General features: G+C 32.8%; 22 protein-coding genes. 16 read left to right on the forward strand and 6 right to left on the reverse strand.

The annotated features are described in order from the left end of the window. Positions 1-27 precede the first annotated feature (27 nt). Positions 28-1383, reverse strand: a complete 1356-nt coding sequence (locus ACFSR1_RS18810; RefSeq protein WP_378294595.1) for an MFS transporter — start codon at positions 1381-1383, stop codon at positions 28-30. A gap of 200 nt (positions 1384-1583) precedes the next feature. On the opposite strand from ACFSR1_RS18810, the gene ACFSR1_RS18815 reads away from it, so the two are divergent. Next, complete coding sequence (locus ACFSR1_RS18815; protein ID WP_378294596.1) at positions 1584-2564, forward strand: lipid A-modifier LpxR family protein; 981 nt, start codon at positions 1584-1586, stop codon at positions 2562-2564. 20 nt (positions 2565-2584) lie between these two features. Here ACFSR1_RS18815 and holA read toward each other — a convergent pair whose 3' ends face one another. Next, on the reverse strand, positions 2585-3589 hold the full coding sequence (gene holA / locus ACFSR1_RS18820; protein WP_378294597.1) for a DNA polymerase III subunit delta: 1005 nt from the start codon (positions 3587-3589) through the stop codon (positions 2585-2587). A 26-nt stretch (positions 3590-3615) separates the two neighbouring features. Between holA and ACFSR1_RS18825 the strand changes: the two genes are divergently transcribed. The 5 genes from ACFSR1_RS18825 (at position 3616) to ACFSR1_RS18845 (ending at position 7474) form a co-directional block, all read left to right on the forward strand. After that, complete coding sequence (locus tag ACFSR1_RS18825; protein WP_378294598.1) at positions 3616-4059, forward strand: type I restriction enzyme HsdR N-terminal domain-containing protein; 444 nt, start codon at positions 3616-3618, stop codon at positions 4057-4059. Between the two features lie 175 nt (positions 4060-4234). Next, positions 4235-5227 (forward strand): glycosyltransferase family 2 protein, encoded by a 993-nt coding sequence (locus ACFSR1_RS18830; RefSeq protein WP_378294599.1) that lies wholly within the window; start codon positions 4235-4237, stop codon positions 5225-5227. A gap of 100 nt (positions 5228-5327) precedes the next feature. After that, positions 5328-6194, forward strand: a complete 867-nt coding sequence (locus tag ACFSR1_RS18835) for an OmpA/MotB family protein (protein ID WP_378294600.1) — start codon at positions 5328-5330, stop codon at positions 6192-6194. Between the two features lie 138 nt (positions 6195-6332). After that, a complete protein-coding gene (locus tag ACFSR1_RS18840) occupies positions 6333-7100 on the forward strand; it encodes a DUF3108 domain-containing protein (RefSeq protein ID WP_378294601.1) in 768 nt (255 codons plus the stop codon). Between the two features lie 5 nt (positions 7101-7105). Beyond that, a complete protein-coding gene (locus ACFSR1_RS18845) occupies positions 7106-7474 on the forward strand; it encodes a hypothetical protein (RefSeq protein WP_378294602.1) in 369 nt (122 codons plus the stop codon). A gap of 36 nt (positions 7475-7510) precedes the next feature. Here the strand turns inward: ACFSR1_RS18845 and ACFSR1_RS18850 are convergent, their stop codons facing one another. Further along, positions 7511-9361 carry a glycoside hydrolase family 13 protein gene (locus ACFSR1_RS18850; RefSeq protein ID WP_378294603.1) on the reverse strand — a complete coding sequence of 617 codons (1851 nt, stop codon included), beginning with the start codon at positions 9359-9361 and terminating at the stop codon, positions 7511-7513. Between the two features lie 248 nt (positions 9362-9609). Here ACFSR1_RS18850 and ACFSR1_RS18855 point away from each other — a divergent pair, with 248 nt between their 5' ends. Continuing rightward, on the forward strand, positions 9610-10671 hold the full coding sequence (locus ACFSR1_RS18855) for a sensor histidine kinase (protein ID WP_378294604.1): 1062 nt from the start codon (positions 9610-9612) through the stop codon (positions 10669-10671). Then, entirely contained in the window at positions 10661-11392 is a 732-nt protein-coding gene (locus tag ACFSR1_RS18860) for a LytR/AlgR family response regulator transcription factor (RefSeq protein ID WP_378294605.1), read from the forward strand. The genes ACFSR1_RS18855 and ACFSR1_RS18860 overlap by 11 nt, the downstream gene beginning before the upstream one ends. A gap of 17 nt (positions 11393-11409) precedes the next feature. On the opposite strand, the gene ACFSR1_RS18865 is transcribed toward ACFSR1_RS18860, so the two are convergent. Further along, positions 11410-11541, reverse strand: coding sequence for a hypothetical protein (locus ACFSR1_RS18865; protein ID WP_378294606.1), 132 nt, complete (start codon positions 11539-11541; stop codon positions 11410-11412). A gap of 170 nt (positions 11542-11711) precedes the next feature. Further along, positions 11712-12296, reverse strand: coding sequence for a DUF3244 domain-containing protein (locus tag ACFSR1_RS18870; RefSeq protein WP_378294607.1), 585 nt, complete (start codon positions 12294-12296; stop codon positions 11712-11714). A 226-nt stretch (positions 12297-12522) separates the two neighbouring features. Between ACFSR1_RS18870 and ACFSR1_RS18875 the strand changes: the two genes are divergently transcribed. Further along, on the forward strand, positions 12523-13398 hold the full coding sequence (locus ACFSR1_RS18875; RefSeq protein WP_378294608.1) for an AraC family transcriptional regulator: 876 nt from the start codon (positions 12523-12525) through the stop codon (positions 13396-13398). On the opposite strand, the gene ACFSR1_RS18880 is transcribed toward ACFSR1_RS18875, so the two are convergent. Beyond that, positions 13395-14015 (reverse strand): L-threonylcarbamoyladenylate synthase, encoded by a 621-nt coding sequence (locus ACFSR1_RS18880; RefSeq protein ID WP_378294609.1) that lies wholly within the window; start codon positions 14013-14015, stop codon positions 13395-13397. The two genes, ACFSR1_RS18875 and ACFSR1_RS18880, sit on opposite strands and share 4 nt — an antisense overlap. Before the next feature lie 205 nt (positions 14016-14220). Here ACFSR1_RS18880 and ACFSR1_RS18885 point away from each other — a divergent pair, with 205 nt between their 5' ends. The 7 genes from ACFSR1_RS18885 to ACFSR1_RS18915 all read left to right on the forward strand — a co-directional run bounded on the left by ACFSR1_RS18885 (position 14221) and on the right by ACFSR1_RS18915 (position 22358). After that, positions 14221-15582 carry a DEAD/DEAH box helicase gene (locus tag ACFSR1_RS18885; RefSeq protein ID WP_378294610.1) on the forward strand — a complete coding sequence of 454 codons (1362 nt, stop codon included), beginning with the start codon at positions 14221-14223 and terminating at the stop codon, positions 15580-15582. 42 nt (positions 15583-15624) lie between these two features. Next, on the forward strand, positions 15625-16926 hold the full coding sequence (locus ACFSR1_RS18890) for a hypothetical protein (RefSeq protein ID WP_378294611.1): 1302 nt from the start codon (positions 15625-15627) through the stop codon (positions 16924-16926). Between the two features lie 24 nt (positions 16927-16950). After that, on the forward strand, positions 16951-17493 hold the full coding sequence (locus ACFSR1_RS18895) for a metal-dependent hydrolase (RefSeq protein ID WP_378294612.1): 543 nt from the start codon (positions 16951-16953) through the stop codon (positions 17491-17493). Continuing rightward, entirely contained in the window at positions 17480-17821 is a 342-nt protein-coding gene (locus ACFSR1_RS18900) for a hypothetical protein (protein WP_378294613.1), read from the forward strand. The genes ACFSR1_RS18895 and ACFSR1_RS18900 overlap by 14 nt, the downstream gene beginning before the upstream one ends. Beyond that, complete coding sequence (bla, locus tag ACFSR1_RS18905; protein WP_378294614.1) at positions 17787-18584, forward strand: subclass B1 metallo-beta-lactamase; 798 nt, start codon at positions 17787-17789, stop codon at positions 18582-18584. Before ACFSR1_RS18900 ends, bla begins: the two co-directional genes overlap by 35 nt. 3 nt (positions 18585-18587) lie before the next feature. Continuing rightward, a complete protein-coding gene (locus ACFSR1_RS18910; RefSeq protein ID WP_378294615.1) occupies positions 18588-20363 on the forward strand; it encodes an ABC transporter ATP-binding protein in 1776 nt (591 codons plus the stop codon). A gap of 315 nt (positions 20364-20678) precedes the next feature. Continuing rightward, positions 20679-22358: a M66 family metalloprotease gene (locus ACFSR1_RS18915; protein WP_378294616.1), complete on the forward strand. Its 1680-nt coding sequence runs from the start codon at positions 20679-20681 to the stop codon at positions 22356-22358. Positions 22359-22417: the final 59 nt, after the last annotated feature.

Below are 22417 nucleotides of genomic sequence, written 5' to 3' on the forward strand. Positions count from 1 at the left end.
AATTATATGTTGGCTTCATGAAAAATATTAAGCAGCCGCTACTGTTTGATCAACTTCTACCAAAGTATTCTTGGTCTGAATATAATTTATGAACAAAAGAATGAGTATCAATAAAAATATCCCAGATCCGATTATAAAAATTGTTACGTCAATACTTTCGAACATAATTCCACCGAGCACTAATCCAAAAATACTAGCTAAGCTTCCCATACTATTTCCATATCCCTGAATAGCACCTTGCATTCTTGAGTTTCCAGTTTTTGATAACAAAGAAAGGAAACTAGGCCACATCAAACCATTACCTAAGGATAATAATGTATTTGCTAAATACAGTATAATGATACTGGGATTAGAAAGAAGGAAAAAACTTAATGACAGTAGCATCGTTCCAATAGCGATTAATCTAATATTCGGAACTTTGCCCGACAGAAAGGATAATAGTGGGCCCTGAACCAAAATCATAATAAAACTTGAATATGCCAGAAAGATCCCAAGATCTACAGCTGTCCAATTCAACATGGTAGAAGCATAAATAGGCAGCCCTGCATAAAAAAGGCTAAAGGCCAAAAATGTTAAAAAATAGATCGAAAACAATAACGGAATACCTTTTTGACCTAATACACCTTTAAAGCTGTCGTCATTTTTGGTAGCATCATTTTCAGTAGTATTTCCAGAAAAACAATCTTTATGTTCCACCTGAAAAAATCTTCTAAAAGATTTAAAATTTAAATTTCCGGTATCTACCATACAAGGATTACTTTCTGGTAATCTGATATAAATAACAAGAATTGCCACAAGTGAAATAATAGCAGCTAGAATAATTGGAAGTATTTCTCCCAAAATAGTCGAAGCTAAAATTCCGGCAACTGCAGGTCCTAAAACAAATCCCAAACTTGTAGAAGCCCCCATCATTCCAAAATTCTTATCTCGATCTTCGTCTGTAGAAATATCAGATAGATAGGCATTCGCCACAGATACATTTCCGCCAGTAAAACCATCAAAAATTCTAGCAAGAAAAAGCAGAATTAAAGGAAGCGTCATTATATAGCTTCCGGTAAATTCTGAATCAGATGACCATAACTCAGTATTTGGAAGTATTAATGCTATCAAAAATAAAGACCAGGCAACAAACGTTCCTGCCTGACTAATCACCAATACTTTCTTTCTTCCAATCCGATCCGAAAGCCTCCCCAAGATTGGAGCTCCAATAAATTGAAAAAATGGATACATCGCTCCCAAAATTCCATAAATAAAACCATTACCTCCTAAATCAGTAACTATGAATATAAGAATTGGAATTACAATACTATACCCTAAAATCCCTATAAAATTCACCAAGAGTATTGGGAAAATCGATTTAGTTAAGAATTGAAATAATTTCATTTTATAAATTTAATAAGTTCCTTTTTTAATTTTAGTTAAAATACTTTTAATCAATTTAGGCTAGTATTCAATTATAAAAAACTAATAATAAGACACTTATAGATTACTCTGGATAATAACACTCTTTTTTAAAAGTTAAATTGTATATGTCAAAAAAGAACGATTTCTATTTTTACCTTTTAATTATATTTTCAATTTTAATGAAACCAAAAATTACTTCTTTTTTCTTTTTCATTTACTTATTCATTCTTCCCATTCAAATCTCTAAAGCTCAAGAAGAAACCTATAATTCAGAATTAAAAGTTATTATAGACAATGATATTTTTGCTGTATTTAGAGATTCTGATCGGTATTATTCTTATGGAATGGGGTTAGAATATGCTTTCAAAACTGAAAAATTCCTAGGTTTACAAAACCTTTTTAAAAACAAAAAAAATGTTTTTTATACACTTGGTTTAAAGCTTGAAGGATATACCCCATCTCAAGTAAGAGAGTTTGCAGCAACACCCGAAATCGAAGATCGAGATGATTTTGACAGACCGTTTGCCGGGTTATTATACGCAACTTTAGGTACTACTTATACGTTCGAAAGATCCTTCTTAAAATCAGAACTCCTTGCCGGTGTTATTGGACCTTCATCACAGGCTGGAGAAATACAAACTTGGTTTCACGAAAATATTACAGGAGATCCTGTATACGATGGTTGGCAATTTCAACTGGAAGATCAATTTATATTTAATTTTAAAAGTACTTTTATATATGATTTTAATCCTACATCTAAATGGTTTCATACCTATCTTGGCGGAACAGTTCATCTGGGTAATCTTCACATCAGGGCTGCACCTCAGGCAGGTTTTAGAATAGGAAAATATGAGAGTATAGCGAATTCAAGTGGTTTTCATAATTCACTGTTATTACCTAAAAAAAACTCTGAATTATTTTTTAAATTTAATATTGAAACACGATTTATTGCTTATAATGCAACCATACAAGGCAATTTATTTGACGAAAAAGCGTATGGCGTGGATGATCTAAATAATATCTCCTGGCATCTTAGTAGTGGGCTGTATTATTCTATAAACAGTCTCTCTATTAATTTCATCTATTTATGGTCTACAGGAGTTTTAAATAATACTGAAAATCACGGATATGGAACCTTTAATGTTGCGTACAGATTCTAATCAAATGAAATAGAACAAAACTATCCCATTATTTTTACCAAAAGTTCTTTAAGAATATCTCCTGGCCGAAGATTGGCTGCTCCTACTCCTTTACTTTTTACATCAGCTTCTCTCAACAACGCTATAATTTGGCTTACCTTTTTCATTGGGTAATTACGAGCTGCATCAGAGTAATCGCTCACAAAATAAGGACTGATTTTTAAGGCACTAGCAACACTACCTTTAGACTTATCAGATAGTCCGTGGTATTGTAATACCTGAGAAAAAAAACTATATAGTAACGATATAGTAACCACCAGCGGATTGTCTTTTGGATTCTGAGCAAAATAATTGATAATTCGATGTGCTTTCAATACATCCCGTATTCCAATTGCTTTGCGTAATTCGAAATTATTAAACTCTTTACTAATCCCAATATTCTCTTCGATTTTATCTGCAGTAATTTGTTCTCCTTTAGGTATGATCAACTTTAATTTTTCCAATTCGTTATTGATCTTACTCAAATCAGTACCTAAAAACTCTACTAACATCTGCGAAGCTTTTGGTTCAATACTATATTTCGCTCCCGCCAACACTCTTCTGATCCAATCCGCTACCTGGTTTTCATAGAGTTTTTTACTTTCAAAGATTACACCGCCTTTGGCAACCGTCTTATATAGTTTCTTACGCTTATCAATTTTCTTGTACTTATAACAAACTACTAAAACTGTAGTAGGTTGCGGATTTTCGGCATAATCCGCTAACTTTTCTATGGTTCTGGATAAATCTTGTGCTTCTTTTACGATTACTACCTGTCGTTCAGCCATCATAGGATAACGCTTGGCATTTGACACAATATCTTCTATACTAACATCACGACCATATAATACCATTTGGTTAAACCCTTTCTCTTCTTCTGCTAGAACATTCTTATCAATATATTCTGAAATTCTATCAATATAGTATGGTTCTTCACCCATTAAGAAGTAAATAGGCTTAATATTTCCATTCTTTATATCGCTTACAATCTGTTTTACTTCATCCATTCAGAAAAAATCATCAAATTTGTGTTATGCAAAACCTTAATTTTCCAGCATACCAGTTCAGGTTCAAAAGTAGCGAAAATAAAGTTTCTATTTTTGACAGAATTCGCAAAAAGTTTATCATCCTTACTCCTGAGGAATGGGTGAGACAACATACTATCCATTATCTTATAGAAGAAAAAAAATACCCCGAAAGCCTTATTAATGTGGAAAAGCTGGTAAAAGTTAATGATATGAATAAAAGGTACGATATTATCATATTTAATCCAGATGGCACTATATATCTTATCATAGAATGTAAATCACATTCTGTAAAGATTACTCAAGAGGTTTTTGATCAGATAGCTCGCTACAATCTGTCGCTGAATGCTGAATATCTTATGATTACCAATGGATTAGATCATTATTACTGTCAGATGGACTACAACGAAAAACGATATACTTTTCTAAAAGATATTCCGGATTATAAATAGAATTGTTGTTGTTGTTGTTGTTGTTGTTGTTGTTGTTGTTGTTGTTGTTGTTGTTAAAATATGATATTCAGAATTAGCTGATACTAATTTTTCATTATTGAAATAAAAATATTGATTATCAAATTTGAGTCTTTGAAGCTTTGAAACTCTAAATTAAACTTATTTATTTGCAGTCGTGAATATAGCTGTAGTCATATTAAATTGGAATGGACGTTCATTATTGGAACAATTTCTACCATCCGTTGTAAGACATTCTAAAGAAGCTACTGTTTATGTTGCTGATAATGCCTCTGATGATGATTCTGTTTCTTATATAAAAGCGTCTTTTCCTGAAGTGAAAATTATTCAAAATGAAGTAAATGGTGGATACGCTAAAGGTTATAACGATGCCTTGGCAAAAATTGATGCTGATGCATACTGCTTGTTAAATAGTGATGTAGAAGTTACTGAAGACTGGCTTATTCCGATTATAAAAGCTTTTGAAGCATCAGAAAAAGTTGCAGCAATTCAACCTAAAATCCTTGATTACAAAAAGAAGAACTACTTCGAATATGCAGGAGCGGCAGGAGGTTTTATAGATAAATTAGGGTATCCATATTGTCGCGGAAGAATTTTTGATACTCTAGAAGAAGATAAAGGACAATATAATGACACCATAGACATTTTCTGGGCGAGCGGTGCTTGTCTCTTTATTCGGAAATCAGTTTTTGAAGAAGTCGGAAAGTTAGATGAAGATTTCTTTGCGCATCAGGAAGAAATTGATCTTTGCTGGCGCATACGAAATTACGGTTATAATGTTCAATATGTAGGTACTTCTGAAGTTTATCATCTCGGTGGAGCCACGTTAGAAACTATAAATCCCAAAAAGACCTTTCTTAATTTCAGAAACAACTTGCTAATGATGGTAAAAAATACTTCTGGAGTATCTATTTGGTTTATCATCTTCATTCGCATGTTACTAGATGGAGTTGCAGGATTTAAATATATATTAGAAAGAAAACCATCACATTGTTTAGCAATTCTTAAAGCTCATTTCGGCTTTTACCAAAATTTGCCAACTTTTGTTAAAAAACGAAAAAAATCAGGGGATACAAGGAAATATTATTCTATTTCTTCCGTTGTATGGCAGTATTATATTTTGAACAAAAAACTATTTAACCATTTGTAAGGTTATATTCATTAAATTATTGTTAACAGTACGTAATTGCGTCACAATTTTGATAATTTTGAGTTATATAACCAGAATAAGACTAAAAACACATTTTCTAATGAAAAAAGCAATGATTATCGGAGCTTCAATGGCTGTATTATTATCTTCTTGTGTATCACAGAAGAAATTTTCAGACCTAGAAGCAAAACAAAAAGAAACCCAAGATTTATTAAATACTGCAACGGTTAAGTTAAATAGCTGTCTTGAAGAAAAGGCTAGTGAAAGTTCGGAATTGAAAGTTTTAAGAGATCAAGTAAATAATCTAAAAAATCAAAATTCTGCGCTGCTAAATAACGTTGGCAACCTTGCTACCTTATCTACTAAAGAAGCAGAAAACCTTGAAAGATCTTTAGAAAGTATTAAGGAAAAAGATCTTCAAATCAAAACAATGAACGATGCATTGAATAAAAAGGATTCTGTAACTCTGGCATTGGTAACAAGTTTAAAAGGAGCTTTAGGTAACCTTGCAGATGAAGATATTGAGATAAATGTAGAAAAAGGAGTAGTATATGTATCTATTTCTGATAAATTATTATTTAAGAGCGGTAGTTACAACGTTTCCACAAGAGCTAAAGAAGTATTAGGTAAAGTGGCCAAAGTGGTGAATGACAAGCCAGATATCGAATTCTTAGTAGAAGGACATACTGATAATGTGCCAATCAAGAATAAAGTATTACTAGATAACTGGGATCTAAGTGTAAAAAGAGCAACATCTGTAGTAAGAGTTTTACAAAACGATTTTGGTGTTGACCCAAAACGTATGACTGCTGCAGGAAGAAGTTATTATGTCCCAGTGGCAGATAATAATAGCGCAGCTAACAAAGCTAAAAACAGACGTACTAGAATCGTTGTTCTTCCTAAATTAGATCAGTTCTATAATATGATCGAAGACGGAATGAAAAAAGCTACCGAAGGTGGTAATTAAAAAAGAATAAGTATTTTTGAAAAAGGGTTAATTTAACGATTAACCCTTTTTTTTAATTTATTGTTCTAACTATGGTACAAAAATTGGTAAAGAATCTTTAAAAAAGTCTTGATTATCACAGACTACTAATTTAAAAAAATGAGAAATCTATTTATCCTTGTACTTCTGTTTTCCTTAGGAACTGTAGAAGCACAAACATCAGCAAATACTTCTATTGGAGAAAATGAAAAACTGGTGTATACAGCCTCTTACAATATGTCTGGGTTGCTAACAAACCTTGCACAGGTAACCATGCAAACTACCCGAGTGAATACAGGAAAAAGCAATTATTTGCGCCTAAAATGTAATGCAGCTACCTATTCTAAATGGGATTCTTTTTTTAAGATCAGAGATGTATATGAAGCCTATGTAAATCCTTCTAATCTAAAACCGTATTTATACAAAAGAGATATTAATGAAGGTGGATATATCAAAAAAGAAAAGTATGTATACAGCTATAAAAATAAGACGGTAAAGGCAACTATGCAAAAGAAAAAAGAGCCTAACACTAAAACAATTAAAATGGGAAACAACACATTTGATGTAGTTTCTACTCTATACCATATTAGAAACATGGATATAGAAAAAGCACCAGTAGGAAGCAATCAAAAGATGACCATATTGTTTGATAGAAAGCCACAAACTGCATATCTAAAATTATTGGGCAAAGAAACAATTAGCACCAACATAATGGGTAATAAGGAATGTTATAAAATTGCTGTCAACAACGATGCTCTAAAAGGAACAAATAAAAATATTGTATATCTTACAGCAGATGCAAATAAGGTTCCTGTATTGATTAAGTTTAGTATTCCTGCAGGCACAGGACAACTGACATTAACCGAAGCTTCGGGGCTAAAAAATTAGATCATATGAGAATTGTATTGATATCTATTGCTGCCATAGCGGCATTCTTTGGAATTATTATGGCAATACTTCCGTTTGGTACTCTTGGTATTTTACCAGGTATTGTGGCTCTAATAGCTGGTTTTGGGGCCTATTTCCTGTCTAAAAAGCAATTAAAACCGCAAAAGTTATCTCTTTTATTTTTAACCATTGGAGTTTTAGTAATAGTTGCTAGTGGATCCAAATCGTTGTGGGTAAAAGATGAAGTAGCTGTTGATGAAGAATTTCAGCAAAAAGAAGAACAAAGTAAAGAAGAAGCCATAGAAGAGCTTAAAGAAATTGAAAGTGAGCTCGAAGAAATCGAAGGAGATCTCGAAGAAATTGAATCTGAATAATCAATAACCAAACTCTTCTATAACCTGTTTCTAATTTTACTTAGATAAGTCTATAATCAAAGCGGTATGCTTAGATAAATTCACATTTTGAAGGTTTTCTAGCGATTTTCCCGTTAGGATCTCTTTCCCTTTGCTATACCCTTCTAATGACTTTTCAAAACGTTCCAGACTAAAAGTTGGATAATCTTTATCACTATTATTAATAATGATCATAGTGTTCTCAACATTTGTATATCTAAAGTATACATACACATTATCCACCGGTTGATAGTGCGTAAGCTTTCCTTTGTGAATAGATTTGGCATTTTTTCTCCAATTCAGAATGGTTTTTATGTAGTTAAACACTTCATTTTCTTTTGGTGTTCTTCCAGATTCAGTAAACGCATTTCGGCTATCGCCTTTCCATCCGCCAGGAAAATCTTGTCTTACTTTGCCATCTGGTCTTTTATTCTTCATTAAAATTTCATCTCCATAATAAATTTGTGGAATTCCTCTGGTTGTCAACGTAAATACCATACTTAACTTTAATTTTTCGACATCTTCATCTAATAAAGCTAATAAACGATCTACATCATGATTTCCATTAAAGACTTTATTATTTCCCGGATTTCCATATACAAAATCTTCGGCTAGTGTTTTATAAACTTCTTCTATATTACCATCTTTTCCAAAGGCTCTTATTAAAGAATAATACAGCGCATAATCACTTATACTATTTACATTAGAGACATACCCATCTTTATTTGCTTTATCATTATTCCAATAGGATAAATAAGAAGCTCTTTCTGCCCAAGTTTCCGCCACCATATAAAAATCAGGATATTCTTGTGTAAGTGCTTTCATCCATCTGGACATTGCATGTTTGTTTGGGTAAGGATAGGTATCTAGACGAATCCCATCTATCCCCGAATATTCAACCCACCAAATAGAATTCTGGATCATATAAGTTGCCAGAAAATCATTTTCTAAATTTAGATCAGGCATATTAATATCAAACCATCCTTTTGTAAGCAAATCGAAGTCACTAGAGGATACATACGGATCTGAAGCCGCTATATTAGTAAAATTACTACGCGTAAATGTATCCCATTGATTCAACCAATCTTTGGATGGTAAATCATTCATCCACCAGTGCCCTGCTCCACAATGATTAAAAACCTGATCCATTATTACTTTCATTCCTTTTTTGTGAGATGTCTCTACTAGGTTTTTGTAATTATCATTTGTTCCTAAACGCGTATCTGTTTTATAAAAATCAGAAATAGCATAGCCATGATATGAATAGGTTGGTTGATCATTCTCTAAAAAAGGATTTAGCCATAAAGTCGTAACTCCCAGTTCCTCGAAATAACCAAAATGATCCATCACTCCTTTTATATCACCTCCGTGTCTTCCATCATCATTTGTTCTGTTTAACTTTTCCTGCGTATCCTCTGTAGAATCATTAGTAGTATCACCATTTGCAAAACGATCTGGTGTAATCAAGTAAATTACATCTGCCGGCGTAATTGCCTGACCGACTTGAGCTCTTTTTTTCTTCTCTTTTAGCTGATAGGTATAACTAAACCTTTGTTTATCTTTAGTAAATTCAATTGAAAAAGTTCCAGGCTTTGTATTTTTAGATATACTTAGATCCAAAAAAAGGTAGTTTGCATTCTCTACTTTATTTATTTTTTTTAATTGTACTCCAGGATATTGAAGAGATACCTCAAAAGAAGCAATGTTTTTACCGTGTATTAATAACTGTAAATCAGGGTTGGTCATTCCTGTCCACCAAAATGGTGGTTCTACGTGAGTAAGCATTTCTTTTTCTTGCGCCAAGCAGAAAAAGGAAGTTGACAATACCATTACAAAAAGTAATAGTAATCTTTTAGCATAAAATTTCATTCGTATAATTTTTAATTGTTTCCAGCACTAATTTCCAAGCATAGAGGATCAATAACAATTTGATTATACAGATAACAGTATCCCGGGACAAACAACCAAGAATGAAAAAAGTTTTAAAAATTTATACGGATCAAAAGTAACCACTTAGTTTTATGTTGTTTGTATTATATTGGCTGTCATTCATCCCGTATTTTGTTTTTTTATGAAAAAAATTCGGATTTTAGTCATTTTAGTTTACTTACATCTTCATGAGTCATTTTCTAGTAAAAAATTTATTTTCAAATCGGATAGTTACACACCTTATCTATTGGATAGGACTGATCATTTTTTTCGGAATAACCTGGGGGACTTATGATAATGATTACATCCGTTCGTTTACGATACAGACGTTTAGTTTACCCGCAAGAATGATACTGGTATATGTTTCAATATACTTTTTACTTCCAAAATTCTTTATCAAGCAGAAAACCATTGCTTTTATCTTTAGCTACATACTCTTATTAATAGCTACCAGTATATTAATTCAGCGACCTATAATGCTTTTCTATGTGCAACCTCATTACTTACCTGGCTGGCAAAGCGAAGGTTATTTTACTATTACAGAATTAGTAAATACCATTTTGGATGTTAATATAGCCGCCATAGTACCACTAGGATTTAACTTATTTAAGTTTTACCATAATTCTCAGCAAAAAGCCTTAACACTAGAAAAAGAAAAAATAGAAGCCGAGCTCATACAACTTCGTAACCAGATACATCCACATTTCTTATTTAACACCCTTAATAGTTTATACGCATTAATTATTAAGAAGTCGGATGTTGCTGAAATTGCAGTTCTAAAACTATCCAAATTAATGAGGTATATGTTGTATGAGGCTAACGTACCTAAGGTTTCACTAGCCAAAGAAATAGCATATCTCAAAAACTATGTAGATCTTGAAAAACTAAGGTTTACGAATACAATAGATATTAGTTTTAATTCAGAATTAGATAAAGATTATCAGATATCTCCTTTCTTACTCATTCCGTTTGTAGAAAACGCTTTCAAACATGGTACATCTTCTACCGGTAATTCCTGGATAGTCATTACTATATTTGCGAAACAAGAGGAACTGATGATGCAGGTCGAAAACGGGAAATCAATTAAATTACAGCAAGAATCTGTTGGTGGTATTGGTTTTAAAAATGTAAAAAAAAGATTAGAACTTTTATACCCTAATCAATATAGCCTAATCACAGAAGATCATAAATTATCGTATCAGATAACTTTGAAAATAAAATTCGATAATGCGCCCTTGTATGAAAGCTAAAATAAAATGTATTGTTGTTGATGATGAACCGTTAGCAAGAGAAATCATTGAAACTTATATTGCTAGAGTAGATCAACTGGAACTTATTTCGTCTTGCGCAAATGCATTGGAAGCATTTAATATCATTGCAAAAGATAAGGTAGATTTAATCTTTCTGGATATTCAAATGCCTGAGCTAACCGGAATAGATTTTTTAAAGGATCTAACCCCATCACCTAAAGTTATTTTTACAACGGCCTATAGCGATTATGCCGTTGATGCATTTAATCTCGAAGCTGTAGATTATCTATTAAAACCTATAGAATTTTCAAGGTTTTTGAAATCAATACACAAATTCTTAAAGCTTTCAACAGTGACTTCTACTCCACTAACATCGCTATCTGATCATAATGAAGAAGCTAATTATCAAGACATTTTTATGTATCTAAAAGTTGAGAAAAAAATGCAAAAAATATTTCTGAAAGATATTCTTTTTATAGAAAGCTTAAAAAATTATATCAAAGTCAAAACTATGGATCGAGAAATCATTGCCTATAAAAGTATCAGCAGTATCGAAAGTTTACTTCCCGACTCACGGTTTTTAAGAGTACATCGCTCCTTTATTGTTGGAATTGATTATATCAATTCATTTTCTACAACCGAGATCGAACTTAAAGGAATCAAAATTCCGGTAGGAAGAAATTATAAAGAATCTGTTAAAGATACGCTGGGATACTTTTAATACTAAGCAACATTCATTTAACCATTTAAAAACTCATCAGTTTCTAAAGAAAATTCTTCTATCTCCAAGGTAAAATCTTTTGCTGTATCAGAAAAAGAAATGATAAAAATCGCTACTACTAATAGGTATACTTCTGTTACTCTTTTCATAATAATAACTTTTTGAATTGTTTCTATAAATTTACTTTAAAATAAAGCATTTAAGGACAACAATATTAGCAGATATCTATTCCATTTTAACCATATACGCTATTAACGAAAAAATAAAAAGCAGCATGGTTAGTGCTGCTTTTTGAGTGGTTGAGTTAATAATGAAACAATTAAATACTAACTTTCTTTATAAATGTTCTGTCTTTTAGCGAGAAATACAATTGATACTCTCCTTTAGGCATTTTAGAAAAATCAAAGGTTCTTTTAAAGATTTTTTCATCATTACCAATGATCTCTTCTAATACTCTCCATTCACTATCATAGATAGTAAGGTTAAAAGAAGATTTTTCTGTGTTGTTAAACAGTACTTTCATCAAATTGTTTTCTACACTGGCTTGTGGTTTAAATACCGTTACTGCAGAAGTATTGATTAAAGAAACTCCTTTTTTGTTTTTTAATAACGGTGTAACCTTTACCTCATATAGAGATTCTGTTTCTACAAAGTATACTCCATCTGCTACATTTCCTAAATTGAAATATTTCTGATAGTTTGGTGTAGCTTCTAAAGTAACATTGAATAAAATTTCTCCATGATAATCCTTAAGGAATAGTTTTTCTCCTTTTACAACTTCTGTCAATGATACAGTAACCATAGACGAATTAGTGATCTCTACTGATACTTTTCCTGCGGCATTAGCGATATTGCTTGTGGTGATTACTAATGCTAGCAAACATAGGTTAATAACTCTTTTCATAACTTAAGTTTTTGTTGTTGTTAATATTTTACACTGCAAATATATAGCCGAGTTTATATTCAGAAATACAACTATATTTGCATATATATGTTCTATTTTAACCCTGTGAAGTATTATGAAAACAAGTTATTGTTAATTTAACATACAATTTAATTTATTTCACATTTAATTAACGTAATAATTATCTTAGATTTACAAAATTTACTTAAAGAGAAATTTCCCCAGCATGAATAAAAACATAAAACCTTCCTTAGAAAAAATAGTTCCTGAATTTGGTAGTTCTTTTTATTATGAAAACTTTTCTAAAGAAAAGATGAATAAAGCTCCCATTTGGCATTATCATCCAGAAATTGAGCTGGTTTATGTAAATGGCGGAACAGGAAAGCGACAAATCGGTAGTCATATGTCTTATTATAGAAACGGAGCTTTAATACTTATTGGTTCTAATTTGCCTCATTGTGGTTTTACGGATAGTTTAACCAAAAACAAAAGTGAAACGATCATACAAATGCTTCCTGACTTTCTGGGTAATTCATTTTTTAATATCCCAGAAATGAGCGGTGTACATCAATTAATGGAACAGGCTAAAAAAGGTATCGTATTTCACGGAGATACCAAAAGAAGGATTGGAGCACATATCGAAGCATTGGGATTGTTAGATCCCTTTGATAGATTACTTGGTATTTTAAAGGTGTTTAAAGAAATGTCTCAGACTAAAGATTATTCTATTCTAAATGCCGAAGGGTTTATTATCGAAACCTCTTTACAGGACAATAATCGTATCAATCTTATTTTCAATTTCGTGCAAGAAGAGTTTACAAGGCAAATTCCGTTAGAGGAAATTGCAGATAAAGTAAGCATGAGTGTTCCGGGATTTTGTAGATACTTCAAAAAAAACACAGGAAAAACGTTTATTCAATTTGTAAACGAATATAGGTTGGTTCACGCTGCTAAGCTATTACACGAAAAACAAACCAGTATTACAGATATCTGTTATGAAAGTGGTTTTAGTAATTTTTCGCATTTTAATAAATTGTTCAAGCAATTTTCTGGAAAAACTCCCAGTACGTATAGAAACGAATTGAAGTATATTGTATCCTAAATAATATCGATTGCTCCTTTTCCTTCTCGTATCAAAACTGGTTCTCCACTCGTTAAGTCAATCACTGTAGAGGCGATATTATCACCATATCCGCCATCGATTACAATATCAACCAATTTATCCCATTTCTCTAATATCAATTCTGGATCCGTAGTATATTCTATCACTTCATCTTCGTCATAAATTGATGTGGATACTATAGGATTGCCCAAAGTTTCTACTATGATTTTGCAGATGTTATTATCCGGAACTCTTATTCCTACGGTTTTCTTTTTCTTAAATACGGTGGGTAAATTATTACTTCCGGGAAGTATAAAGGTATATGGTCCCGGTAGTGTCCTTTTGAGAAGTTTAAAGGTGCTATTATCTATTTGCTTCACATAATCAGACAAATTACTGAGATCACTACATATAAAAGAGAAATTAGCCTTTGCCAGTTTAACTCCTTTTATATGTGCAACGCGTTCTAATGCTCTGTTATTAGTAATATCGCACCCCAAACCATAAACAGTATCTGTAGGATAAATTATCAATCCACCATCACGCAGGCAATCAACCACCTTCTGTACTTCTCGTGGATTTGGGTTTTCATTATAAAGTTTTATAAGTTCTGCCATACCTGTTATAAGAAGGATAAAGATACGGTTTTATCCTAAATTTTTATCTTAAAATACTTGTATTTACTGTTTCTCATTACAAAAGTCACCTACGTTATTATGATGGTATTATTTGCTTACTAAGAGTAATAAAACATTATATTCTATTTGTTTTCGTATTTTTTGCAATCAAATAAATTACTTTCGCGTATAAAATACCTTCAAAGTGACTTTTAGAGACTTAAATTTAAGCACACAACTCATTAATGCACTGGATGATCTGGGATTCGAAACTCCAACACCCATTCAGGAACAGGCATTCTCCACAGTAATGTCTGGAAAAGATGTTGTAGGGATTGCACAAACCGGAACGGGTAAGACGTATGCATATATGTTACCCATACTTCGGATGTTAAAATATTCTGTACAACAAAACCCTCGTGTTCTGGTATTAGTCCCAACACGTGAATTAGTAGTTCAGGTGGTAGATGAGATCGAAAAATTATCTACCTACCTTAATATTAGAATCACTGGTGTGTTTGGTGGAACTAATATCAATACTCAGAAACAAGCAGTCTCTGAGGGACTTGATATTGTAGTAGCTACACCAGGACGTTTATACGATCTGGCAGTTAGCAGGGCACTACAACTTAAATCTATACAAAAAATAGTAATCGATGAAGTAGATGTGATGTTGGATCTTGGATTTAGACATCAGTTGATGAATATTTTCGACATACTACCGCAACAACGTCAGAATATTATGTTCTCTGCTACTATGACGGATGAAGTAGACCAAATGATTACAGAGATTTTTACAAATCCTAAGAGAATATCTGTTGCTAAAAGTGGAACTCCTCTCGAAAACATTAAGCAATTTGGTTACAAAGTCCCCAATTTTTATACTAAGGTAAACCTTTTAGAACAGCTACTAGCTGATAAAGAAACGTATCATAAAACACTCATATTTGTTGGATATAAAAAGATTGCAGACCGCCTGTTTGAAGCCTTAGAAGAGAAATATAAAGAAGAAATCTGCATCATACATTCTAATAAAACACAGAATTATCGATTAAGAAGTATTGAGCAGTTTAGAAAAGGTGAAAACAGAATCCTTATCGCTACAGATGTAATGGCAAGAGGTTTGGACATAGAAAACGTAAGTCAGGTAATCAATCTGGATACTCCTGAATATCCGGAAAACTATATGCACAGAATCGGTAGAACCGGTCGTGCAGAGAGAGAAGGTGTTTCTTTTGTTCTTACAACAGAAAAAGAACAGGAATACCTGGATGCTATTGAATCATTGATGGAGATGAAAATAGAACAACTAGATTTGCCTAGTACAGTAGAGATTTCAACACAATTAGCACCAGAAGAGCAGCCAAAAATTAAAGAAATAAACAATCCACATAAGCGCCCAAATGATGATGATGCAGGTGAAGCGTATCATGAAAAAAAGGACAAAAACAAAAAAGTAAATCTGGGTGGTAAGTATAAACGGGAGATCAAAAAGAAGTATAAAAAACCAAAAACCAAAGGGGACAAAACCTTCAACCTTAAGCACAAGAAGAAAAAAAAGAAATAATTGTATTCATATAATGCAGAAAAATAAGACACTTTAAAAGATATGCAGAATGAAAACAATGTAGAAAACAATAAAGTTTTGATTGAAAAAAAATCAAACAGCTGGTTGCAAAGATTAAAAGACGAAAGTTGGGAAGCAGAACTACTAGTATCTGCGATTGCTATATTTGGAACATTTCAGCTTTTTAAAGTTATTAGTTGGTCCACTAATCAGTTCATCGATTTTCTTCCACAAGAACAATATCTCGTAGCCTATTTTATTGTATTTATGGGGCTTCTGGCAGTTAGTATTTTGGTGTCTATGTTTGTTATTCATTTTTTGCTAAGGGCTTATTGGATTGGACTTGTAGGATTAAATTCTGTTTTTCCGGATTATAGCCTGCAGGATAGCGCCTATTCAGAAGTTTATACAAAAAGAATATTAGCTATTCTACCGAAATTAAAAGATTCTATCCAGAAAATCGATGACCTCTGTAGTGTGATCTTTTCTGCTGCTTTTGCCATATTACTCACCTATTCCTATCTGGCCATAACCGCCACGCTGTATTTACTGCTTTACAATTTTCTTATAATATTCATCCCCTATACTCTTGCTCTAGTACCTATCATTTGTTTAATTTTTCTGTTGTTTTTTCAAACCTTCTTTAACATCATTGCCAATCTTAAGAATTATAAACAGAATGAAAAAATACAAATCTGGTATTTTGAGATTGTAAAAATCACTTCGATCGTAACACTCGGTCCGCTTTATAAATACCTGCTTCAAATAACAATGACCTTTGCTTCTAATTTTAAGCGAAATAAATCCCTGATAAGATTTGTAATATTATTCTTGTTATCAGGTGTTTTTGTTGCATCTTATCAAGTGACTAACACAAATATATTTTACTTAATTAAACAAGATCATTATTTTGATAGTACAAAAACCTATGCCGGTTATTATAAAAATGAGAATGAGAAAATTGAGTTTTTATTATCACCAGAAATCGAGTCTGATATTATAACTACGCGAATTGTAAAATTATTTATTCCAATATTTGAATACGAAAGAAAACTGAGAGGAAATGATTGTCCGTCTATCGAAAAAAACAATAAACTTTCGAGGAAGGAGTTGAATCTCGCTTGTTATCATCAATATCACGAAGTGTATATTAATGATACAAAGTATACTCCTAGTTTTAAAAAATACTATCATCCCAGAACAAATCAATTTGGAATACTCGCATATATCAATGTATCTGGTATAAAGGAAGGTGAAAATTACATTCAAGTAAAAAAAGTATATAAAGAAAAAGAACAAAACTTTGAATGGAACATTCCTTTTCAGTATTTAAATGATAAATAATATTATTTTAATTTAAACAAATATATGGCCTCCATCTTCGGACACGCATTAGCGGCGTATGCTTTAGGAAAAGGATTTACAAAAGAGATTGAAACGTGGAAGTTTTGGGTTCTGGGTATCTGCTGTTCTATACTACCCGATGCAGACGTTATCGGTTTTAAATTTGGAATATCTTATGAAGATTTTTGGGGGCATCGTGGATTCTCACACTCTTTAGTATTTGCTTTATTACTGGGTGTTTTGGTCACACTTATATTTTATAATAAAAAAATCATCACTCGAACCGGATTAGCACTGATCTTATATTTTACCATCTGTACTGCATCCCATGGAATATTAGATGCAATGACCTCTGGAGGATTAGGCATCGCCTTCTTATCCCCTTTTGATGACACTAGATATTTCTTCCCTTGGCGACCCATACAGGTTTCTCCGATTGGAGCAAGCAAATTTTTTAGTATTTGGGGCATTAAAGTATTGTTAAGTGAAGTTATCTGGATCGGAATTCCAGCTGGTATTTATATCTTAGTGAATACATTTTTTAGAAAAAGAAATGAAAGATATTAACTTTAACAACAAGAAATTCCTTCTTATAGAAAATTCAGAAAACGGTACTGTAAATTCTGAAACCGTTTTTGAATACAAACAAGATGGTAATCTAGTAACAGCAGATTATAGTGGCGGTAGTATTCGATATGGTAAAATCATTGCTCATTTAAATAACAATAAATTATTGATGTTATATCAATGCCTGACCAATGATAATCAATTAAAAGCAGGAAAAGCGATCGCAGATATCACATTCACGAAAAAAGAAAAAATAAAACTAACACTAAACTGGGAATGGTTGAATGAAGAAAATGAAAAAGGTACTTCTGAATATATCGAATGTTAATCTACCTAACTTCGTTAAAAACACCATAAAACTAGTCATCATTCTTGTTTTAGCGTCCGGCCTTGGTTTTTGTAAAGACACATCTGTTGCCGAAAATATTCATATTTCTGAAGATCTTCAGCTACTTAAACTAAACGATCATAACTATATCCATATTTCGTATATCTCTCTGAAAAATGGCGCTAAATTTCCGTGTAACGGATTTATATATATCAACAATAATGAAGCCTATGTTTTTGATAGTCCAGCTACCGAAAAAGCAACAAATGAATTGATTAATTGGTTTCGAGATGAGCGGAAAACAACTATAATAGGTGTTGTATTTAACCATTTCCACGATGATTGTACAAAAGGAATTGAAATTTTCAAGAAAAATAATATTCTAACAATTGCAAACAATACAACCAAAAACTTAATGATTCAAGATGGGATTACAGAACCCGATCAGGTTTTCGACAATGCTCTCGAATTAAAATTAGACGATAAAACTATCGTTAATTCATTCTTTGGTGAGGCACATACAAAAGACAATATTGTAACGTATTTTCCAAAAGAAAAAATACTATTTGGCGGATGTATGATCAAGAGTTTGAATGCCAAAAAAGGAAACCTAACTGATGCCAATCTATCAGAATGGTCAAATACTGTAACCAATATTAAAAAAGCCTATCCTGATCTAGAAATAGTGATTCCAGGACACGGTTCCTACGGAGATCAAAGCCTGTTAGACTATACTATTTCTCTTTTCAATACCCAAAATTAAACTATGCGAGAATTTCAAAATAATAACACATCAAAAGATAAAACGAAATCCAAAGTAACCATTTTACAAGCTTTTAAAACGATAATCTGGCCCAGACGTGGTTTGGTACTTATAGGGCTTATTCTCATTTTTTTTAATAGAGTCGCCGGTTTGGTTTTACCCTGGAAAAGCAAAGCTTTATTGGATGAAGTTGTACCAAGTAAAAATATGGCATTATTGTATGAGCTACTTATAATCGTTGGAGTTGCCATATTAATCCAAGCAACTACCTCTTTTTTACTTACTCGTGTTTTAAGTGTTCAAGCACAATTTTTGATTTCAGAATTGCGTGCACAAGTCCAGAAAAAGGTACTCTCCTTGCCTATCAGTTTTTTTGACAACACAAAATCGGGTGCATTGGTTTCCAGAATTATGAGCGATGTAGAAGGTGTCCGTAATCTAATCGGAACAGGATTAGTTCAATTAGTAGGTGGTATTTTCACTGCCATAGTATCTGTTGTTTTGCTTATTGATATCAATTTTTGGATGACTTTGTTCGTATTGATTCCTATTACTTTGTTTGGAATCGTAGCTTTAAAAGCATTTAAATATATCAGGCCTATTTTTAGAAAAAGAGGTGTTATCAATGCCGAAGTAAAAGGAAGATTAACCGAAACCCTCGCTGGGGTTAGAGTTATTAAAGGGTTTGGAGCAGAAGAACAAGAAAGTAAAGTTTTTGAAGAAGGTGTGGATCGCTTATTTCAAAATGTAAAAAAGAGCCTAACAGCTACTGCGTTGATGACTAGTTCTTCCACATTTTTATTAGCTGGTATTGCGTCTACCGGAATTATGGGAATTGGCGGATATTATATGATGGAAGGAACTATGACTGCAGGTCAATTTTTATCATTCACCATGTATTTAGCCTTTATGATTGCACCAATCGTGCAAATGAGCAATATAGGTAGTCAATTGACTGAAGCTTTAGCTGGTCTGGATCGAACCGAAGAATTGATGAATATGGATCCTGAAGAAGATCCTGAGAATCGTACCGTACAATTAGAAAATATTAAAGGTGATATCATTTTTGACAATGTATCTTTCTCTTATGAAGAAGGAAAAGAAGTATTGCATAATATCAGTTTTAGAGCACCTTCGGGAACTGTTACCGCTTTGGTAGGAAGTTCTGGTTCCGGTAAATCTACGATTGCCGGCTTATCCGCTACTTTTCTCAATCCTAAGTCAGGTCTTATTACTATTGATAGTCACGATATTTCTAAAGTAAATCTGAGCAGTTACAGACGTAATCTAGGGGTTGTATTACAGGATGAATTCTTGTTTGAAGGTACCATAAGAGAAAATATCTTATTTCCCAGACCTGATGCTTCGGAAGAGCGATTACAACAAGCTGTAAAAGCGGCTTATGTGAATGAGTTTACAGATCGTTTTGATGATGGCTTAGATACCTTGATCGGAGAACGTGGTGTGAAGCTATCAGGAGGCCAACGCCAACGAATTGCTATTGCTCGTGCGATTCTTGCGGATCCAAAAATTATTATTCTGGATGAAGCAACCTCCAATCTAGACACAGAAAGCGAAGCTTTAATCCAAAAAAGTTTGGGTGAATTGATGAAAGGACGTACTACTTTTGTCATAGCACATAGACTAAGTACTATTAAAAAAGCGGATCAAATTTTAGTCATAGAATCAGGTAACATCGCCGAAAGAGGAACACACGAAGAACTGATCGAAGCAGAAGGTAGATACTTTGATTTATATACCTATCAAGCTAGAATCTAAAATAATATTTAGTGTATTAATCAAATAATCAGTTAGTTATAATTTTAATATAGTAATTTTTATTGTAACCAAAGACTTAACAAAATGTTTAATTCTGAATAATTATTGAGTAAACACCACTTTTTTTACTTCATCTTCAGAATTGTTGAAAAACTGACTATTAATGTCCGATTTTGATTATAAATGTCCGATTTTGAAATTGATTATTGATACTATTCATAAAGTTTTGACGTTCTCATAACATATGCGATTAATAGATTGATTTTCAGTTATTAATCAAAGTATACGTTTTTAAGACCTACAACAAACTCAACAATGAAAAATTCTATATTTTTTGTACTTTTTAGTGCACTAATTGGTACAAGCTGTAGTAATGATGATGACCAATCCAATACTACAAATCCATATCAATCAGATAAGGACTTCGAAGTTTTTTTTGCTCAAACTCACGTATTACATCCAAATGATCCAACATTTATTCTGATCGGCGAAAAGGAAACTTTATTAAAAGCACAGATAACTTCTTCCTCAGAAGAAGATTCACCAAATGTAAATGCTGTACTAACTTTAGGAAGTAATAGCATCACAATACCATTAAATGGTCCTGCTACGCTTCCAGCCCAAATAGACCTCAGACCTGGCATCGTAGAACACAAATACGATGATAGTTTCACAGGAATCATACCTAAAGACTGGATGAAACCAGGCCTAAAAATAGCAATTGAAGCTGGTGAAAAAACGGTAAGCTATAATGATTTAAAAATAGGGGCTCCAAACAAAATAATTATGACCATGTTTGATATCAATTATTTTCAAGCATCACCAGGAGACTATCCCGTAGGTTGGAAAGAAGAATTAGAAGCTAAATGGCCGGTATCTGAGATTAACTTAAGAAGAGTCCCTAATATCATTTTTGAAGAATTAACAATACCTCCAAGAGGTAATTTAGTAGCTGCCAGAGCATCTTCTAAGGAGGATTATCAAAATATTACTGGTGGTAATTTTGATGGGGAACAAGCGGCTGCTTCACAGTGGAACGGAGCACTAAAAGCCGCTGCCGGGACAAGAGGAAGAATATCGTTATTCTATGTGAATATTTATGGTGTTTCTGCTGGAGGACAAGCTGGAGGATTTGGCGGTGTTGGTAACGGAAAAAGTATTGGTATTTTAAACCACGAATTAGGTCACGCATTCTCACTACCACATTGGGGTGATAATCAAAATTATCCTTACAAAGGAGACCTATTTGGAATACCGTCACCAGATTCTTATAACAAGACACATGCTGGGCCAGTTTGGGCTTTTGATATTCCTACTAAAAATTTTATCCCTCCTACAGTACAACCTAATTCAGTTGGAGGAACACCTGGAGTATACAAAAAGGATCCTATGCAAGGTGGAGGAACTGGTAATCAGGAAGAAGGATTTTTGATGAATCATTTTTCTGATTATTCTGTAAATCAAATGAAAAACTACCTCGAAGGACATATCGTAATATGGAACGAAACGCTTGGGGAGTATGCTAGTTGGGATACAACTACAGATGACTATTCTAATATTCAAAACAATAATGGAGTACAGTTTCCTTTAGAACGTGATGTAGAAGTTATTAGCGTTATGGCAGGAGTCAGTTCAGTTACTCCACAAGCCAATATAGCGTACAAACCTATAGGTCCGTATACAAGTAGCTTAATCGAGGTTTTCGACCCCAATATTGAAGCTGATCGAATCAGAGCTGCTGATACTTTCTGTCCTAATAATGGATGTGATGTAAGTGTTAGAGTTACTCAAGGTGGCGAAACCAAAGTATATATGTTGGCCATGGACTTGGATGATTCTATAGATCCATTGGATGCAAAAAGTTTCCAAACCAGAGCTGTAAATCTCAGAGCTAGTGATGGAGCAGTGACAAAAGTAGAAGTATTATTGACACCTGATGCAGAAATAAATGGCTTACCGGATAGCCCCTTGATTTTAAACAGCTGGAACAACTGATTACCCGTAACTACCCCTAGATTTTCGATTTCTTCTATTTAAAGCTATTAAGCGCTAAA

This window comes from Aquimarina rubra, assembly GCF_042684305.1.
GTDB lineage: Bacteria > Bacteroidota > Bacteroidia > Flavobacteriales > Flavobacteriaceae > Aquimarina > Aquimarina rubra.

What these genes read in the sequence shown, in the direction of transcription:
- ACFSR1_RS18880 (WP_378294609.1), bottom strand. Translation starts at nt 14,015, where the DNA reads ATGGCAGAACTTATAAAACTTTATAATGAAAACCCAAATCCACGAGAA.
- ACFSR1_RS18870 (WP_378294607.1), bottom strand. Translation starts at nt 12,296, where the DNA reads ATGAAAAGAGTTATTAACCTATGTTTGCTAGCATTAGTAATCACCACA.
- ACFSR1_RS18865 (WP_378294606.1), bottom strand. Translation starts at nt 11,541, where the DNA reads ATGAAAAGAGTAACAGAAGTATACCTATTAGTAGTAGCGATTTTTATC.
- ACFSR1_RS18860 (WP_378294605.1), top strand. Translation starts at nt 10,661, where the DNA reads ATGAAAGCTAAAATAAAATGTATTGTTGTTGATGATGAACCGTTAGCA.
- ACFSR1_RS18835 (WP_378294600.1), top strand. Translation starts at nt 5,328, where the DNA reads ATGAAAAAAGCAATGATTATCGGAGCTTCAATGGCTGTATTATTATCT.
- holA (WP_378294597.1), bottom strand. Translation starts at nt 3,589, where the DNA reads ATGGATGAAGTAAAACAGATTGTAAGCGATATAAAGAATGGAAATATT.
- ACFSR1_RS18915 (WP_378294616.1), top strand. Translation starts at nt 20,679, where the DNA reads ATGAAAAATTCTATATTTTTTGTACTTTTTAGTGCACTAATTGGTACA.
- ACFSR1_RS18910 (WP_378294615.1), top strand. Translation starts at nt 18,588, where the DNA reads ATGCGAGAATTTCAAAATAATAACACATCAAAAGATAAAACGAAATCC.
- ACFSR1_RS18840 (WP_378294601.1), top strand. Translation starts at nt 6,333, where the DNA reads ATGAGAAATCTATTTATCCTTGTACTTCTGTTTTCCTTAGGAACTGTA.
- ACFSR1_RS18815 (WP_378294596.1), top strand. Translation starts at nt 1,584, where the DNA reads ATGAAACCAAAAATTACTTCTTTTTTCTTTTTCATTTACTTATTCATT.
- ACFSR1_RS18890 (WP_378294611.1), top strand. Translation starts at nt 15,625, where the DNA reads ATGCAGAATGAAAACAATGTAGAAAACAATAAAGTTTTGATTGAAAAA.
- ACFSR1_RS18850 (WP_378294603.1), bottom strand. Translation starts at nt 9,361, where the DNA reads ATGAAATTTTATGCTAAAAGATTACTATTACTTTTTGTAATGGTATTG.
- ACFSR1_RS18825 (WP_378294598.1), top strand. Translation starts at nt 3,616, where the DNA reads ATGCAAAACCTTAATTTTCCAGCATACCAGTTCAGGTTCAAAAGTAGC.
- bla (WP_378294614.1), top strand. Translation starts at nt 17,787, where the DNA reads ATGAAAAAGGTACTTCTGAATATATCGAATGTTAATCTACCTAACTTC.
- ACFSR1_RS18895 (WP_378294612.1), top strand. Translation starts at nt 16,951, where the DNA reads ATGGCCTCCATCTTCGGACACGCATTAGCGGCGTATGCTTTAGGAAAA.
- ACFSR1_RS18855 (WP_378294604.1), top strand. Translation starts at nt 9,610, where the DNA reads ATGAGTCATTTTCTAGTAAAAAATTTATTTTCAAATCGGATAGTTACA.
- ACFSR1_RS18875 (WP_378294608.1), top strand. Translation starts at nt 12,523, where the DNA reads ATGAATAAAAACATAAAACCTTCCTTAGAAAAAATAGTTCCTGAATTT.
- ACFSR1_RS18810 (WP_378294595.1), bottom strand. Translation starts at nt 1,383, where the DNA reads ATGAAATTATTTCAATTCTTAACTAAATCGATTTTCCCAATACTCTTG.
- ACFSR1_RS18845 (WP_378294602.1), top strand. Translation starts at nt 7,106, where the DNA reads ATGAGAATTGTATTGATATCTATTGCTGCCATAGCGGCATTCTTTGGA.
- ACFSR1_RS18900 (WP_378294613.1), top strand. Translation starts at nt 17,480, where the DNA reads ATGAAAGATATTAACTTTAACAACAAGAAATTCCTTCTTATAGAAAAT.